This window comes from Corallococcus silvisoli (genome assembly GCF_009909145.1).
Lineage (GTDB): Bacteria > Myxococcota > Myxococcia > Myxococcales > Myxococcaceae > Corallococcus > Corallococcus silvisoli.
In genome coordinates, this window is the sequence record NZ_JAAAPJ010000020.1 from 14,177 (window position 1) to 29,797 (window position 15,621).

At 70.3% G+C, this 15,621-nt stretch carries 13 protein-coding genes; 7 read left to right on the forward strand and 6 right to left on the reverse strand.

What is annotated here, in order from left to right; translation table 11 throughout:
* Nucleotides 1-25 precede the first annotated feature (25 nt).
* Nucleotides 26-2,305: a vWA domain-containing protein gene (locus GTY96_RS31550; RefSeq protein ID WP_161666658.1), complete on the forward strand. Its 2,280-nt coding sequence runs from the start codon at nt 26-28 to the stop codon at nt 2,303-2,305.
* A 22-nt stretch (nt 2,306-2,327) separates the two neighbouring features.
* Nucleotides 2,328-2,897, forward strand: coding sequence for a PspA/IM30 family protein (locus tag GTY96_RS31555; protein ID WP_143905729.1), 570 nt, complete (start codon nt 2,328-2,330; stop codon nt 2,895-2,897).
* A gap of 10 nt (nt 2,898-2,907) precedes the next feature.
* Here the strand turns inward: GTY96_RS31555 and GTY96_RS31560 are convergent, their stop codons facing one another.
* Nucleotides 2,908-3,789, reverse strand: a complete 882-nt coding sequence (locus GTY96_RS31560) for a DNA integrity scanning protein DisA nucleotide-binding domain protein (RefSeq protein ID WP_143905731.1) — start codon at nt 3,787-3,789, stop codon at nt 2,908-2,910.
* A 125-nt stretch (nt 3,790-3,914) separates the two neighbouring features.
* Here GTY96_RS31560 and GTY96_RS31565 point away from each other — a divergent pair, with 125 nt between their 5' ends.
* Nucleotides 3,915-4,277, forward strand: coding sequence for a TraR/DksA family transcriptional regulator (locus tag GTY96_RS31565; protein WP_120564404.1), 363 nt, complete (start codon nt 3,915-3,917; stop codon nt 4,275-4,277).
* 95 nt (nt 4,278-4,372) lie between these two features.
* Here the strand turns inward: GTY96_RS31565 and GTY96_RS31570 are convergent, their stop codons facing one another.
* Nucleotides 4,373-5,140 (reverse strand): FHA domain-containing protein, encoded by a 768-nt coding sequence (locus GTY96_RS31570; RefSeq protein ID WP_143905733.1) that lies wholly within the window; start codon nt 5,138-5,140, stop codon nt 4,373-4,375.
* Between the two features lie 112 nt (nt 5,141-5,252).
* On the opposite strand from GTY96_RS31570, the gene GTY96_RS31575 reads away from it, so the two are divergent.
* A complete protein-coding gene (locus GTY96_RS31575) occupies nt 5,253-6,932 on the forward strand; it encodes a serine/threonine-protein kinase (RefSeq protein WP_143905735.1) in 1,680 nt (559 codons plus the stop codon).
* A gap of 159 nt (nt 6,933-7,091) precedes the next feature.
* On the opposite strand, the gene GTY96_RS31580 is transcribed toward GTY96_RS31575, so the two are convergent.
* Nucleotides 7,092-8,330, reverse strand: coding sequence for an FHA domain-containing protein (locus tag GTY96_RS31580; protein ID WP_143905737.1), 1,239 nt, complete (start codon nt 8,328-8,330; stop codon nt 7,092-7,094).
* Between the two features lie 159 nt (nt 8,331-8,489).
* On the opposite strand from GTY96_RS31580, the gene GTY96_RS31585 reads away from it, so the two are divergent.
* Both GTY96_RS31585 and GTY96_RS31590 read left to right on the forward strand, forming a co-directional pair.
* Nucleotides 8,490-10,697, forward strand: a complete 2,208-nt coding sequence (locus tag GTY96_RS31585; RefSeq protein ID WP_143905739.1) for a RelA/SpoT family protein — start codon at nt 8,490-8,492, stop codon at nt 10,695-10,697.
* 80 nt (nt 10,698-10,777) lie between these two features.
* Nucleotides 10,778-11,164, forward strand: a complete 387-nt coding sequence (locus tag GTY96_RS31590) for a RidA family protein (protein ID WP_120539974.1) — start codon at nt 10,778-10,780, stop codon at nt 11,162-11,164.
* A 98-nt stretch (nt 11,165-11,262) separates the two neighbouring features.
* Here the strand turns inward: GTY96_RS31590 and GTY96_RS31595 are convergent, their stop codons facing one another.
* The gene (locus GTY96_RS31595) at nt 11,263-13,218 is read right to left on the reverse strand and encodes a DsbA family protein (protein ID WP_143905741.1); all 1,956 of its coding nucleotides are present in this window, start codon (nt 13,216-13,218) and stop codon (nt 11,263-11,265) included.
* A 243-nt stretch (nt 13,219-13,461) separates the two neighbouring features.
* Here GTY96_RS31595 and GTY96_RS31600 point away from each other — a divergent pair, with 243 nt between their 5' ends.
* Nucleotides 13,462-13,692, forward strand: coding sequence for a sulfurtransferase TusA family protein (locus GTY96_RS31600; protein ID WP_143905743.1), 231 nt, complete (start codon nt 13,462-13,464; stop codon nt 13,690-13,692).
* A gap of 19 nt (nt 13,693-13,711) precedes the next feature.
* Here the strand turns inward: GTY96_RS31600 and GTY96_RS31605 are convergent, their stop codons facing one another.
* Nucleotides 13,712-14,623: an ABC transporter ATP-binding protein gene (locus GTY96_RS31605; protein ID WP_143905745.1), complete on the reverse strand. Its 912-nt coding sequence runs from the start codon at nt 14,621-14,623 to the stop codon at nt 13,712-13,714.
* Complete coding sequence (locus GTY96_RS31610; RefSeq protein WP_143906050.1) at nt 14,620-15,462, reverse strand: ABC transporter permease; 843 nt, start codon at nt 15,460-15,462, stop codon at nt 14,620-14,622. Before GTY96_RS31610 ends, GTY96_RS31605 begins: the two co-directional genes overlap by 4 nt.
* Nucleotides 15,463-15,621: the final 159 nt, after the last annotated feature.

The following is a 15,621-nucleotide window of genomic DNA, read 5'->3' on the forward strand; positions in this document are numbered from 1 at the left end:
CGTGCACGGAAGGCGGCGCTGAGACGTGCTGGCGCGTCGACTCACCCCCTTGCGGCAGCGCCTGGATGCGCTGCGACAGCCCGCCACGGCGCGGGGGGCCGCGTGGTCCTGGCCCTTCGGCCGCAAGCTGCGGGGGCCGGAGGACCTGACCTTGCCAGTGCTCGTGGCGCTCGACCGCGAGCTGGATCGGGTGGGCGTCCACACCGCCGCGGATGCCCGGCTGCTGCTCGCGCTGGGCACCCAGCGGGGCAGGGCGGGGGCGCTCGCGCAGGGCCTGGGGGCTCGCGCGAGCCAGGCCCTGGAGGAGTACGATGAGTGCCTTCGCCTCGTGGAGCGGGCGCACCGCGCTGGAGAGGTGCCAGCGGGGGCCCTGACCGCGCTGGACCGGGGCTTCGTGCGGCTGGCCCGCGCGGTGAAAGTGGCGGACCTCTTCAGCCGGCCGTTGGAGGCGCAGGCCGGGGACGAGGCCCCCTTCGAGATCTTCGCGCGCCCCAGCGACACGACCCGCGAGCAGCCCCCCACCCACGCTCGGCTGGCCATCGCGGAGCTGCTGGCCGCCCGCGCGCGTGAGAACGTCATCGACCTGGTGCAGAAGCGGCGCGACCTGGACCTCGCCCATGAACTGCTCCTGCGTCTGGGGGCGGACGCGGACCGCGCGCGGAGCATGGCGCTGCGCAACGACGTGGCCGAGGCGCGCGAGCGTGTGCGCGAGGTGCCGCCCACGCGCTCCCTGGAGGCGCTGGTCCGCGACGTGCGAGAGGGCGCGAAGAAGGACCCCCGGGGGGCCTACCGCTCCCTGCAGGGGCTCTACGAGCGGGCGCTGGAGGCAGGGGACTCGGAGCTGGCCTCCGCCGCACGGCGCGCGCTGACGCCATTGCTGCCCCCGGAGCACCGGCTGACGCGGATGGTGGAGGAGGCCGAGTCGGAGGCGCGGCTCCAGTGGCTTGGAGAGTCGGACGCGGCGGAGGACTCCGGCCGCGAAGACGCGGACGCGCCGGACGAGCAGCTGGCGGACCTGGCGTTCTCGCTGAAGCCGGAACAGCTGGCCACGTTCGACCTGGCGGCCGGGTGCGCCCGCTACTTCGACGTGGAGGATTCGCTGACCGAGGAAGTGGTCGAAGCGGACACGGCCTCGGCGCGGGCCGTTCCTCGGCAGGTGCCCTATCCGACGCAGACGATGTCCTTCGCCACGACGGGGAGCCTGGACGAGGTCCACCACTTCGTCATCACCGATCCCCGGCGGCTCCTCCAGGACCTCGCCGCGCACCGGCAGCTGGTGCGGACCTATCTGGATGACGCGCCTCCGCCCCGTCCACGCAAGGTGAAGCGCACCGCCGTGCGGGTGTACGTCTGCGACGCGTCCGGGTCCATGCACGGTGCGCGGGCACGCTTCCGGGACGCGTTGATCATCGCGGAGCTGAACAACCTGCGGGTCAAGGCGAGGCGCGAGGAGAGCTTCGACCCGCTCTACTTCAGCTTCTTCAACGACGTGCCCACGGAGCTGGCCCGCGTGGACACCGCCGCGGAGGCGACCCGGCAGATTGAAAAGCTCTTCCGCGACTCGCCCGCCGAGGGACAGACAGACATCTCGCTGGCCCTCCTGTCCGCCTTCGACTCCATCCGGGCCGCGCAGGGGCGCGACCCGTACCTCGCGCGCGCCACGGTGGTGCTCATCACCGACGGCGAGGATCGCGTGGACCTGGACCTCATCCGCCGCACCCGCGCGCCCATGGGGGCCCTGGACATCTCGCTGAGCTTCATCTCGCTGGGCGAGGAGAACGCGGACCTCAAGTCCCTGGTGTTGGAGCAGCGCGCCGCCGGGGGCCGTGCCTTCTACCATCCGCTCTCCGACGAGGAGATCCGCTGGGCCCGCACGGAGTTCGACACGCCCTGGCGCACGCTGCTGCCGCGCGACGTGCCTGCCTCCCTGGAAGCACTGGAGGCGCTGGCTCCGCACCTGGACGCGCTGGAGGCGGTGGCCGCCGGACGCACGCCCGGAGCCAGCGTGGCGGTGGAGGCGTCCTTCGACGCGCTCTTCCCCGCCGCGCCCGCGCCGCCGGCCGTGCCGGAGGTGCCCGGTCCGGACCTCGTGGCGCGGGTGGTGGACATCCTGGAGGCGGTGGGCGAGGCCGCGTCGCTCGCGTCCGCGGACCGGCGCGCCACGGAGAGCGTGGTGTTGCTGCAGCACCTGCTGTCCGTCTACGGGCTCACGCCCGCGCGCTACCTGGCCGCGCTGGCCGCGGGAGGCCGTCCGGTGGGCGACGCGCTGGAACGGGTGCGGCTGCTCTGCCGTCCGTTCGGGTAGACTGCGCCCCAAGGCACGCGCCATGTTCGGCTTCCTCAAACGCAAGAAGGCGCCCCCGGCGCCCGTGGATCCCCTGGCCACGTTCGACCGGCTCATCGAGGACCTGGAGCGCCAGTCCTCCGAGGTGCGCAAGTCCGCCGCCACGCTGCTGGCCCTCAAGGGGGAGCTGTCCCGCGGGGTGACCCGCTACACCGCCCGCCTGGGCGACATCGCCGGCCGGTGCCAGACGGCCCAGGAGCGGGGGGACGCGAAGGGCGTGGGCGTTCTGGAGCGCGACCGGGTGCAGACGGAGCGCCTGCTGGAGTCCGCGCGCGAGTCGCTGCGCCGGGCGGAGCAGGACTCGGCGCTGCTGCTCACCGCGGCCGGCGAGCTGGGCGAGCGCGTGGCCGACCTGCGCATCGAACGCGAGAGCGCGTCCGTCCGCATCGCCGCGGGCGGTGTCGTCACCGAGGCGCTCCGCGAGCAGGTGGAGCGCTTCGACCGGGTGCTGGCGCTGGAGGCGGCGCGTGACGAGGTGGAGAAGGCCCACGCCCTGGCGGACATCTACCGCGAGGAGCAGCGGCCCGCCGCGGCGCCGGAGCGCGTGAAGTAGGGCCGCCGCGCTAGGTGCGCCGCGCCGTCTGGTGCAGCTCCAGCACGATGCTGCCGCCCTTGAGCAGGCGCACCGCGCCGGACGTCTGGCTCACGACGAGCGCGATGCAGTGGGTGGTGGACGTGATGCCCGAGGCGGCCGCGTGGCGGGCGCCCAGTCCCAGGGGAATCTTCACCGTGTCGTCGTTGGCGGACAGGTAGCGGCCGGCGGACAGCACCACGCCGTCCTCGCGGATGACGAACGCGCCGTCCAGCACGGAGAAGTTCTTGATGGCGTCGCGGATCTTCGGGTCGAGCACGTTGCGCTCGGCCTCCGACAGACCCTGGAACGGGTTGATGGTGAGCTGCCGGCTCTTCTCCAGCACGCTCGTGTGGTCGCCAATCGTGATGATGGTCCCGATGGGATGACCCTCGAAGCCCTCCTGACCAATCTGGAGCGCCAGCTGGATGAGCGCGTCCACCACCTGCGAGTTGAACTCCTCGCCCAGCTTCACGCCCTCGATGGCCAGCCGGTCGTCCAGCGACCCGCCGATCCGCATCTGCATCAGCGTGTCCGGCGCCCGGCCCACCTTGCCCGTCATGCAGAGCACCAGGTCGCCCTCCTTGAACGCCCCCTGGGACAGGGCGGACACGAGCGCCACCTTCACCCGCTCGGTGCGCGAGTAGTCATAGGCGGGAATCACGAGCGCCCGGACCTTCTTGGCGAGGAGCTCTTGCGCCAGTTTGTCCAGCGTTACCGCGTACACGAGCTTCTTGCGCGCGGGACGACCTCGCAGGTCCTCGGGAGGAATGGGCGTGTCGCAGATGTAGAGGAAGTGGTCGACGTCGCTCTTGGCGGCCAGGGAAAGCGCCGAGCGCAAGAATTCTCGATCGAACTTCGTGTTGTCGCTCAAGGGGCCCCTCATGCACCCACGATTTGAAGCAGGTCAGCTTGACACTGCAATCTGCATGAATAAAGCTTTCGGGCCCTTTTTTTCGGGGTCAGGCCCCCTCTACCCGTCCAACGGAGCCGCAGGCTGTGAACCAGAAAGATCTCAAGCGTTACAAGAAGATGCTCGAGGACAGCAAAACGAGCCTGCTCGAAAGCGCGAAGAAGACCCTGGTGGAGGAATCGTCCTTCGACACGGACGACCTGCCTGACGAAATCGACCAGGCCGCTTCCGAGTACACCCAGTCCATGGTCTTCCGTCTGCGCGACCGGGAGAAGTTCCTTCTGCAGAAGATCGACGGCGCGCTCAAGCGCGTGGAAGACGGCACCTTCGGCATCTGCGAGCGGTGCGAGGAGGACATCTCCCCCAAGCGCCTGGATGCGCGTCCCGTGACGACGCTCTGCATCCGCTGCAAGGAGGAGCAGGAGAAGAAGGAGAAGTCCTACGGCTGAGGCCGGAGCGTCACACCTTCCCGGCCGCACGGTGCCATCACGGGCCCGTGCGGCCCTCCCTTCGCGGGAGGAGGCCGCGGACGGTGGAGCCCGCGTCAGGCCGCGACGGGCTGGATCTCCACGCGCAGCAGCTGGCGGCCGATGAGGAAGTGGTCGCCGTTGTCGACGAAGGTCGGCCCCGCCAGACGGATGAAGGTGCCGTTGGACGAGCCCACGTCCCGCACCATCAGCCGGTCCCCCCGCACCTGGAGCAGCGCGTGCCGCCCGGACACGAAGCCGTCCGTGGGGAAGGCGATGTCCCCCTGCTCGCGACCCAGCAGGTTGTCGCCGTCCTTGAGGGGATAGGCCGCGCCGCGCAGGCCACCCTCCAGCAGTTGGATCAACCGCAGCCGGTAGCCCGGATCCGGCGAGCCCCACACCTGCGTGCCGCCCGGACCGAGCGCCGCGGTGGGGATGGGCTCCAGCACCAGCCGCTGGCGGCCCAGGCGCAGCTCGCCTCCGGCGGGCAGCTCTCGCTCGTTGCGCAGGCGCACGAAGACGCCGTTGGCGCCGCCCACGTCCTCCACGGCGAGCCGCGCGCCGGAGAAGAAGAAGCGCGCCTGCACGGGCATGATGAAGGGGTCGTCGTTGAGCGCGATGTCCGCCTGCTGGCCGCAGGTGAGGGTGTCGCGCTGCATGCGCACGAGGGACTCGGGGCCCCCGTCCGCCCGTACGACGCGGATGGACACCTGGGGGCGCGACGAGATGTGCGCCACGGCCATCACCATCGTTCCGGAGCGCAGCGCCGAGCCGCAGGCTCGGCAGACGGTGGCATCCCGGGAATTCTCGGTGTCACAACGGGGGCAGTAGTCCACGGCGTCCATGGGAGGGTCCCTTCTAGCAGGCCCGCGCGGCGTTGTGGGGCCCTGGCGCACGCGGCTTGCTCCCCACCCGAGCGACGTGGTGAAGTCCCGACCCCACTCACTGGACGCTGACGTGTACTGCCCTTCCTGCGGCGCTGAAGCCGAAGACTCTTCCCGCTACTGCCCCGCCTGCGGCGCCACGCTCCTGCGCTCGGCGGAGGGCGGCGACGAATACGTCGGCAAGACGATTGCCGCCAAGTACCGGGTGGAGGCCCTGATTGGCGAGGGCGGCATGGGCAAGGTGTACCGCGCCCGGCAGCTCGCGCTGGACAAGGTCGTGGTGCTGAAGGTGCTGCGCCACACGCTGCTGTCGGACGAGCGCACCGTCGCGCGCTTCCAGCGCGAGGCCAAGGCGGCCAGCCGGCTCAACCACCCCAACTCCATCAGCGTGCTGGACTTCGGCCAGGCCGACGACGGCGCGCTCTTCATCGCGATGGAGTACGTGGCCGGGCAGGACCTGCACCAGCTCCTCAGCCGTGAGTGGCCGCTGGGCGAGGCGCGCGTGGTGCGCATCGTCCTCCAGATCCTGAGCGCGCTGTCGGACGCGCATGGCGCGGGCGTCATCCACCGGGACCTGAAGCCCGAGAACATCATGGTGGAGCAGCGCCGCAACGAGCCGGACTTCGTGAAGGTGCTGGACTTCGGCATCGCGAAGATCACCGACTCGCAGGACGAGGGCCCGGCCCTCACGCGCGCGGGCTTCGTGTGCGGCACCCCCGAGTACATGTCGCCGGAGCAGGCGCGGGGCGCGGTGTTGGATCACCGCTCGGACCTGTACGCGGTGGGCGTCATCCTCTACCAGCTGACGACGGGCCTGCTGCCCTTCGAGTCCGACTCGGCGGTGGGCTTCGCGACCAAGCACCTCACGGAGGAGCCTCCTCCCCCCACGCGCCGCCGTCCGGACGCGCGCATCTCCCCGGGAATGGAGCGGTTGATCCTCCGCGTCCTGTCCAAGGACCCGGATGACCGGCCGGCCAACGCCGCGGCCTTCAAGACGGAGCTGCTGGCGGTCGACAAGGAGCGCCGGCGGGGCGGGGCGGCCGAGACCGGGGGACGCCGTCCGCAGGCCTCCAACGTGCTGGCCCCCATCCCGCGCAAGTCGCAGGCCGCGCACAACTCCTCGCGCAACGACACCGGCTGGAACGACGTGACGGTGGAGGCCACCGTGCAGGGGCTGGCCAACGCGCGCACCCCGGTGTCGGAGGAGGCCACGCTGTCACCCGAGGACGTGCGGGGCAGCCGCACCGCCGTGTCCGCTTCCACCCCCAGCGGTGGCGAGGGGATCATCCTCTTCTTCAAGGCGCTGACCACCGTGCTGGTGCTGGGGGCGGTGGGCTTCTTCGTCTACTACTTCGGCGTGGGCGCGGGCAGCGGCAGCGAAGGCAACCAGTACCAGCCGCCGCCCAACGCCCCTCGCCAGCTCACCGCGGGCACGGATCAGCCCGAGTACCTGCGGCAGATCCCCAGCACCTCGCGCAACGTGGACAAGGCGCGCAAGCTGACGCAGGACGGGGACCGCGACGTGCTCGCGGGAGAGCTGACCCGCGCGACCTCCAGCTACAAGGAAGCCTTCCTCTTCAACCCGGAGGCGGAGCTGGCGCTCAAGCTGGGCGAGCTGTACTGGCAGCGCGAGAACACGGATGAGGCGCGCGGCTGGTGGGTGCGCCACCTGACCGACATGCCGGATTCGCGGGCGCGTGCGTACATCGAGCTGCGGCTGGGCAGCCCCGTGGCGCGTCCCTCGTCCCCCTGAATCGTGGGGCCCCGCGGCTTGAAGCGCGTGGGCCCGGACCGCGGGCGGTCGGGCGTGTTCGTGCCCCAGACCCTCGGACCTTTGGGTGAGACGGCCACCCGCGGCGCACGTGAGGCATGCCCCCGCGGGGCCCGGCGGGTCGGCCCGGAGGAGCCTCCGTCAGCCGAGCGTTTCCACCTGCATCACGTGCTGGCCCAGGCGGACCCGGTCGCCCGGACGCAGGGGCCGCTCCGTGGCCGGGGGGATTCGCACGAAGGTGCCCAGTCCGCCGGAGAGGTCGCGGAGCATGGCGCCCGTCGCCGTGGGGCTCAGCTCGCAGTGCCGGCCGGCGAGCCCTTCATCGTGCGGATAGGCGAGGTCGCAGTGCGCCTGTCCGATGGTGAGCAGCGCCGCCGCCGTCACCACCGCGCGGCCCGCCCTGCCACCCATGTGCACTTCCTCCACGCCGTAGAGCGCCTGCCCCAGCGGCACCGGTGAGCCGTATGGGTTGGGGCGGCCGACCACCGGCGGAGGGGCCTCCACGCGGCCGGTGAAGCGGAACAGCCGCTGGCCCGCGCTGAAGAGCGCCCGGGGCGCCAGGGCCTCCGTGCCGGCGAAGGTGACGTAGACGCCCGACGCGCTCGACTCGTCGCGAACGAAGAGGGCGCCGTCCTTCACCAGGAAGGTGGCGTGCAGCGGCGACACGAAGACGTCGTCGGGGAAGAGGATGGCGCCGCGCTGGCGGCCCACCACGCACCCCGTCACCGGGAGCTTGTAGCGCTGGCCGCGCGTCGTCCCGGCGATCACCGCCAGTCCGAAGCGAGAAGCCACCGGCGGTGGACGCGCCGCGGGCGCCGTGGCCCCCGTGGTCGCGGGCGGCGAGCCAGTCCCCACCGGGGCCGTGGCCCCCGTGTTCGCCGGGGCTGTGGTGCCAGCACCTACCGGCGCCATTCCACCCGTGCCGCCCCGGGCGGGGAGGGCGCTGTCGGGCACGGGCGGGGGCGGGCGGGTGTTCGCGGGCGGCAGGGCCGGCCCATACCCCGCTCGCGGCGGGGGGGGCGGGGTACCGGATGCGGGGGCCGCCGCACGGCGGGCCTCCACCATCAGCCCGGCGGCGGCGGTGGGCGGCGGGGTGCGCGCCGAGGGCTTGAGCCCGGGGGGCACCGCGCTGGGCGGCGGGGGCGGCGTAGGCGGCGCCAGGACCTCACCCGGACGCGTGAAACTGGACACCGCGGCGGGGCGACCCGGGCCGGGCGGCGGGGTCGCCGGCCGGGCGGGAGGCGCGGCCACCACGCGGGGGGCCGGGGCGGCCTCTCCCAGCGCCTGGCCGCACAGTGCGCAGGTGGCCGAGCGTGGCGGGTTGTAACCGTCACAGTTCGGGCAGACCACCGGGAGCGCGGACAGCAGAAGCTGAGACATGGTCGGAGGGCCAATCTACGAGGGCGTGAAACGCCGGGTCAACGAATGCCTTGAGCCAATCCCCGGGGATTCCAGGGTCCAGGACCCGCCGGGGAGACGCGATGTTCCAGGGCGACGTTGCCCCTGCTGTTTGAGGCAGTTACGATTGTCACCGCCTCGATGATTCGCCTGAACGACATCCTGCAGCGGGTTGCGTCGTACCACCCGGACCCCGACCTGGACATCATCAAGAAGGCGTACGTCTACTCGGCCAAGGTCCATCAGGGACAACTCCGCAAGTCGGGAGAGCCCTACCTCGTCCACCCGCTGGAGGTGGCGGGCATCTTGGCGGAGCTGAAGCTGGACGAGGCGTCCATCGTCACCGGCCTGCTCCACGACACCATCGAGGACACGCTCGCCACCGCGGAGGAGCTCACGGAGCTGTTCGGCCCGGAGGTCGCCCAGCTGGTGGACGGCGTGACGAAGCTGTCCAAGTTCTCCGCGTCCGCGACGCTCTCCCAGGAGGAGAAGCAGGCGGAGAACTTCCGCAAGATGATCATCGCGATGGCGCAGGACATCCGCGTCATCCTCGTGAAGCTGGCGGACCGCACGCACAACATGCGGACGTTGGATCACATGTCCGAGGAGAAGCAGGCCCGCATCGGACAGGAGACGCTGGACATCTACGCGCCCCTGGCCAACCGCCTGGGCATCTCCTGGATCAAGACGGAGCTGGAGGACCTGTCCTTCCGCTACGTGAAGCCGCAGGAGTTCTTCGCGCTGGAGGAGCAGCTCAACAAGCGCAAGAAGGAGCGCGAGGCGTACATCGAGGACACGTGCGACCTGATGCGCGCCAAGCTCCAGGAGCGCGGGCTCAAGGGCGACGTCTCCGGCCGCTTCAAGCACGTCTACAGCATCTGGAAGAAGATCAAGTCGCAGGGCATCGACTTCGATCAGATCCACGACATCATCGCCTTCCGCATCATCGCGCCCGCGGTCCCCGCCTGCTACGAGGCGCTGGGCATGGTGCACCAGATGTGGAAGCCGGTGCCGGGGCGCTTCAAGGACTTCATCGCCATCCCCAAGCCCAACATGTACCAGTCCCTGCACACCACGGTGATTGGTCCGTTGAGCGAGCGCGTGGAGGTGCAGATCCGCACCGCGGAGATGCACAAGATCGCCGAAGAGGGCATCGCGGCGCACTGGGCCTACAAGGAAGGCCGCGCGCCCATCTCCAAGGACGACGAGAAGTTCGCCTGGCTGCGCCAGCTGATGGAGTGGCAGCAGGACCTCAAGGACCCCAAGGAGTTCCTGGAGACGGTGAAGGTGGACCTCTTCACCGACGAGGTCTTCGTCTTCACGCCCAAGGGCGACGTGCGCAGCCTGCCGCGCGGCGCGACGCCGGTGGACTTCGCGTACGCCATCCACTCGGACGTGGGCGGCCGGTGCGTGGGCGCGAAGGTGAACGGGAAGATCGTCCCCCTGCGCTACAAGCTGAAGAACGGCGACACGGTGGAGGTCCTCACCAGCCCGCAGGCGCACCCGTCCAAGGACTGGCTCACCTTCGTCAAGACGAGCCGCGCGCAGCAGCGCATCCGCGGCTTCATCAAGCAGCAGCAGCGCGACAAGAGCCTGCAGCTGGGCCGCGAGCTGGTGGAGCGCGAGTTCAAGCGCTTCCAGCTCAACTTCAACAAGCAGATGAAGAACGGCGAGCTCAAGAAGGTCGCCGAGGAGCTGGGCTTCCGCGTCGAGGACGACCTGCTGGTCGCCATCGGCTATGGCAAGGTGACGCCGCAGCAGCTGGTGCTGCGCATCGTGCCGCAGGACAAGCTGGCGCAGGCGGAGCCCCCTCCGCGCCCCGTGGACGGCAACGGCACGGCGGCGAACGGCTCCATGCTGCCGGGCCTGTCGCGCATGACGGACCTGGCCAAGCGGCTGGTGGGGCGCAACAACCGCAGCGGCGTCCAGATTGGCGGCGTGGACGACGTGCTGGTGCGCTTCGGGCGCTGTTGCAACCCCGTTCCCGGGGACCCCATCGCGGGGTTCATCACCCGGGGGCGGGGGGTGACGGTGCACACGGTGGGGTGTGAGAAGGCCCTGGCCACGGACCCCGAGCGGCGCGTGGACGTGTCCTGGGACGTGAAGGGCGACTTCAAGCGGCCCGTGACGCTGCGCGTCCTGACGGCGGACCGGCCGGGCCTGCTGGCGGACATCACCAACACGTTCTCCAAGAAGAGCGTCAACATCTCCCAGGCCAACTGCCGGGCCACCGGCGACGACCGGGCGGTGAACACCTTCGAGGTCACCATCTCCGACCTCAAGCAGCTGACGGACCTGATGCGCTCCATCGAGCGGTTGACGGGCGTCTACTCCGTCGAGCGAATCTAGGCCCGGCCTGTGCTACAGCGCGCGGCGGACCCGCGGTCCCCCGTTCTCGTGGGGGGCCGCCTCAACGCGAGGTGTGCTGCATGGCGCGCAAGGCAATCCACTCCGACGACGCCCCCAAGGCGATTGGCCCCTACTCCCAGGCGGTGCAGGTGGACGCCGGGAAGCTGACCTTCCTGTCCGGCCAGATTCCCCTGGACCCGAAGACGATGGAGATCGTCCCCGGCGACGTCGTCGCGCAGGCCGAGCGCGTGATGGAGAACCTGAAGGCCGTGCTCGCGGCCAGCGGCCTGGACTTCTCCCACGTCGTTCGCTGCACCATCTTCCTCACCGACCTGGGCGACTTCGCGAAGGTGAACGAAGTCTACGGCCGCGCCTTCACCGGGGCCCCCCCGGCCCGCGCCACCGTGCAGGTGTCCGCGCTGCCGCGCGGCTCCAAGGTGGAGATCGACGCCATCGCCGTCTCCTGAGCGACACCGGAAGCACGCTGGAAACACGAAGGCCGCCGGTTCCCGCTTCGGGAGCCGACGGCCTTCGGTGCTTCAGCAGGGGAGGCTGCGCGGGAGGGCTACTTCGCCTCGGCCGCCACGGCTCCGCCGGCCTTCTTCAGCTCCTCGTCGATGACCTTCTTGAAGGCGTCGAAGGGCTGCGCACCCACGAGCGTGCGGCCGTTGATGAAGAAGGTGGGCGTGCCGTTGGCGCCCTTGGCGGCGCCGTCCGCCATGTCCGCCTCGATCTGCTTGTCGAACTTGTCGCTGTCCAGGGCGGCCTTGAACTTCGCCATGTCCAGCTTCAGCTCCTGCGCGTACTTCTCCAGGCTGGCGCGGTCCAGCGCGCGCTGGTTGGCGAACAGCTTGTCGTGCATCTCCCAGAACTTGCCCTGCTCGTTCGCGGCCATGGAGGCCTGCGCCGCGATCTTCGCGTGCTGGTGGAAGGGCAGCGGCTGGTGCTTGAAGGCGAACTTGACCTTGCCCTTGTACTCCTTCTCCACCTGCTCGATGGTCGGCACGGCGCGGCCGCAGAAGGGGCACTCGAAGTCGGACCAGGCGACGATGGTGACGGGCGCGTTCTTCGCGCCGCGCACCGGCGCGCTGCCCAGCTCCACCTTCTGCACGGCCGGCTCGGCGGGCGCCGCGGGGGCGGCCGGAGCGGCGTTCACGTTGTCCTGGTTCAGCTTGGCGTAGAGGTCCTCCGCCTTGGTGCCGGCGGCGAGCGCCTTGTCGGCCTTGGCGATCTCCTCGTCGATGAGGGGCTTGAAGGCCTCGAAGGGCTGCGCGCCGGAGAGGAAGCGGCCGTTGATGAAGAAGGCCGGCGTGCCGTTGGCGCCCACGGCCATGCCCGCCGCGGAGTCCGCGTCCAGCTTGGCGGCGAACTTGTCGCTGTCCAGGGCGGCCTTGAACTTCGCCATGTCCAGCTTCAGCTCCTGCGCGTACTTCTCCAGGCTGGCGCGGTCCAGCGCGCGCTGGTTGGCGAAGAGCTTGTCGTGCATCTCCCAGAACTTGCCCTGCTCGTGGGCGGCCATGGAGGCCTGCGCCGCGATCTTCGCGTTCGCGTGCATGGGCAGCGGCTGGTGGCGGAACACCACGCGCACGTCCTTGCCGTAGGTGTCCTTGATCTTGGTGAGGGTCGGCACCGCGCGGCTGCAGAACGGGCACTCGAAGTCGGACCACTCGACGATGGTCACCTTGGCGGTGGCCGGGCCGAAGACGGGCGAGTCCGCGGGGATCTCGACCTTCTTCGCGGCGGCGGCCGGCTCCGGGGCCTGGGCGGCGCGGGTGGGGGCGCGCTCGAGGCCCTTCTCGACGGTGCGCGCGTACACCTGCGACGGGGCGACGCCGGTCTTCACCAGGCCCTCGGCCTTGGCGAGCTCCTCGTCGATGAGGGCCTTGAAGTTCTCGATGGGCTGCGCGCCGGAGAGGAAGCGGCCGTTGATGAAGAAGGCCGGCGTGCCGTTGGCGCCCAGCTGCTGGGCCAGGGCCTGCTCCTGGTTGATGGTGTCGGACAGACGCTGCGCGGTCATGTCCTCCTTCCACTTGGCCACATCCAGGCCGATCTGCTTGGCGTAGCCCTCCAGGCTCTCCCCATCCAGCTTCTTCTGGTTGGCGAAGAGGACGTCGTGCATCTCCCAGTACTTGCCCTGCTCACCGGCCGCGAGCGCCGCGAGGGCCGCGGGCTTGGCGTGCGGGTGGAAGGACAGCGGGTTCTGGCGCATCACCACGCGCAGCTTGCTGCCGTAGTCCTTCTGGAGCTGCACGACGGTGTTGTGCGCGCGGCTGCAGAACGGGCACTCGTAGTCGGAGAACTCCACCACGGTGACGAGCGCGTTGACGCTGCCCTTGGAGGGAGCGCCGTCGATGGGCACCTTGAAGACGGTGGGGTCCACCTGGCGCGCCGCGGGCTTGTTGGCCCCCTGCGCGACGGTGGGGGTGTTACCAGGGGTGGCTTTCGAGCCGCTGGCGGCACGGCCGCCAACGAACCCGAGCACCAAGCCCACCAACAGGGCCACGATGACATTGGGCTTCATGGGTTGGGAATGCTCCTGCGCCATAGGTCCGACTCCGGGCCCCAAGCGGGTGTCTGGGTAGGGAAAGGGGCGGGGTACTTAACAGAGGGAATTCCAGACGCGCAAGCCGCGATGACCGCCTGCGTTCGCCACATATCTGGAGGCCTCGAAGGGGCGGACAACGACGTTGGGAGGACCAAAATTCCCTCTCATGCGCGCTGGGGCACCTGCCGCGGGCGCGTCGCCGTGAGAGGATGCCCGGCCATGGAAGCCGGTGTGCGCGTGGATACGTCCGGGGCCCTCTGCCCGGTGCCCATCCTGGAGATCGCCAAGGCCATGCGTCGTCTGACGCCCGGGACCCTGGTGGAGCTGGTGTCCACCGACCGCGGCCTGGAGGCGGACCTGCCCGCGTGGTGCGAGGCCACCGGGAACGAGCTCGTGCGGATGGAGCGTCGGGGCACCCACTATGTGGGCTGGGTGCGAAAGGCGGGGTGAGCGCTCGTGGGGCATGTGACTACAGCAGCTGCAGGACGCGGTCCTCCAGGCGGCGGCCCCGGCTGACGCCGAGGATCAGCACGTCGTGCTGGAGGAGGTGGCCGACGGTGCGGCTGATGACCTCCTCGGCCTTGTGGGCCTGCCCGTCGAAGCGCACGCGCAGCACTTCCGTGCCCTCCATGCGCGCGTCGGTGACGCCGGGCAGGGAGGTGATCTCCGGGATGATGATGTCACCCCGGGCGATCTGGACGCGGAACTCCGCGCCCTGGCCGGTGAGCTCGGACATGGTGCCGGCCTGCGCGAGCGACCCCTTGTCGAGGATGGCCGCTGCGTCGCACAGCTCCTCCAGCTCCTGGAGGTTGTGGCTGGAGACGACCACCGTCTGCGTGCCCTTCATGTCCTTGATGATCTGCCGCACCTGCGCGGCGATGCGCGGATCCAGGCCGGCGGTGGGCTCATCCAGGAGGACCAGGGGCGGGCGGCCCATGAGGGCCTGGGCCATGGCGGCGCGCTTGGCCATGCCGTGGCTGAGCGCCTGCGTCTGGACCTTCCAGGCCTCCATCAGGCCCACCTTCTCCAGCGCCTCGCGCGCTTCGGTCTCGGGTTGGGGCAGGGCGGACAGGCGGGCCCAGTACGTGAGCAGCGCGCCGACCTCCCAGCCGGGGGGCAGCACCGCGTCCTGGGGCAGCGCGCCCACGCGGCCCTTGAGGGCGCCGGGCGTGGTGGGCGACACGCCCATGATCCGCAGCGAACCCTCGGACGGGTAGAGGTAGCCGCACATCATGGAGAAGGTGGTCGTCTTGCCGGCGCCGTTGGGCCCGATGAGGCCGAAGACGTCGCCCTGCCGCACCTGGAGGTTCACCGCGTTGACGGCGACCTTGGGGCCGAAGCGCTTGGAGACGTTGGACAGCTCGATGGCCAGGTCGCTCACAGGTCCCTCGTGCGCAGGACGCCGTAGGCGCCGATCAGGAAGATGGCCGCGAAGGCGGAGTAGGCCGCGCCGCTGAGGGCGAACTCCGCGAGCCGCGGGTGCAGGAGGTTGCCCGAGTAATAGGACGGAGACAGGTAGCGCAGGTAGCGCAGCACGCTCTCATCGCTCACCGAGCGCCCCACGGAGTCCATCAGCCAGAAGACGAAGAGCAGGATGAAGTTGAAGACCAGGCTCACCGCCGGGCTGCGGAAGAGGCTGGAGCACAGGGTGGTGAGGGCCACGTACGCCAGCGAGAAGACCAGCGTGGCGCCCCAGAACTTCAGCAGGTTGAGCGCAAGCACCCCGAAGGCGAAGTCGGGGTTGAGGATGCGCGCGTAGATGAAGATGGCCAGGTCGATGACCAGCACCAGCCCCAACAGCAGCGTGGCCTGGGAGAGGAACTTGCCCAAGAGCACCGACGCGCGGCGCGCGCGCACGGTGAGGTAGCGGATGGAGCGCGGGCCGACCTCGCCACTCACCTGGTCGAAGCCCATCAGCGCGATGTAGGCCGGCAGGAAGAAGAGGGTGATCTTGAAGACGATGAGCACCACGATGGGCACCTGCGCCAGCGCCTCCATCATCGCGGTGTCGTTGCTGGTGAGGAACCCCAGCACCCCGAGGTGCAGCGCATCCGCGTCGGCGCCGGCCAGCTTGTCGTTCACCTGCCCCTGCACCTCGCGGGTGATGTACCCCACCACGAGCAGCACCAGCGCGGTGAACATGCTGTAGAGCCCGAGCAGCACCACGGCCCGGCCGCTTCGCACGGCCCGGCGCAGCTCCGCTGCCCAGATCACCACCATCTCTTTGAGTCCGTCCAAGGTGCACAGGACCCTACTGGACCTCCCGGCCTCTTCCCAGGTTTCTCCTGGACGAAGAAGGCGGCCGAGGGGGCAAGCCGTGGACAGCGCGCTCTCAGCGACTAGGATCCCGCGGCCTGCTCCCTGCCCCCCAAGGAGAGC

Excerpts from the sequence above, each read along its gene's own strand:
- GTY96_RS31555 (WP_143905729.1), top strand. The coding sequence starts at position 2,328 with ATGTTCGGCTTCCTCAAACGCAAGAAGGCGCCCCCGGCGCCCGTGGAT.
- GTY96_RS31570 (WP_143905733.1), bottom strand. The coding sequence starts at position 5,140 with ATGGACGCCGTGGACTACTGCCCCCGTTGTGACACCGAGAATTCCCGG.
- GTY96_RS31580 (WP_143905737.1), bottom strand. The coding sequence starts at position 8,330 with ATGTCTCAGCTTCTGCTGTCCGCGCTCCCGGTGGTCTGCCCGAACTGT.
- GTY96_RS31585 (WP_143905739.1), top strand. The coding sequence starts at position 8,490 with ATGATTCGCCTGAACGACATCCTGCAGCGGGTTGCGTCGTACCACCCG.
- GTY96_RS31590 (WP_120539974.1), top strand. The coding sequence starts at position 10,778 with ATGGCGCGCAAGGCAATCCACTCCGACGACGCCCCCAAGGCGATTGGC.
- GTY96_RS31595 (WP_143905741.1), bottom strand. The coding sequence starts at position 13,218 with ATGAAGCCCAATGTCATCGTGGCCCTGTTGGTGGGCTTGGTGCTCGGG.
- GTY96_RS31600 (WP_143905743.1), top strand. The coding sequence starts at position 13,462 with ATGGAAGCCGGTGTGCGCGTGGATACGTCCGGGGCCCTCTGCCCGGTG.
- GTY96_RS31610 (WP_143906050.1), bottom strand. The coding sequence starts at position 15,462 with ATGGTGGTGATCTGGGCAGCGGAGCTGCGCCGGGCCGTGCGAAGCGGC.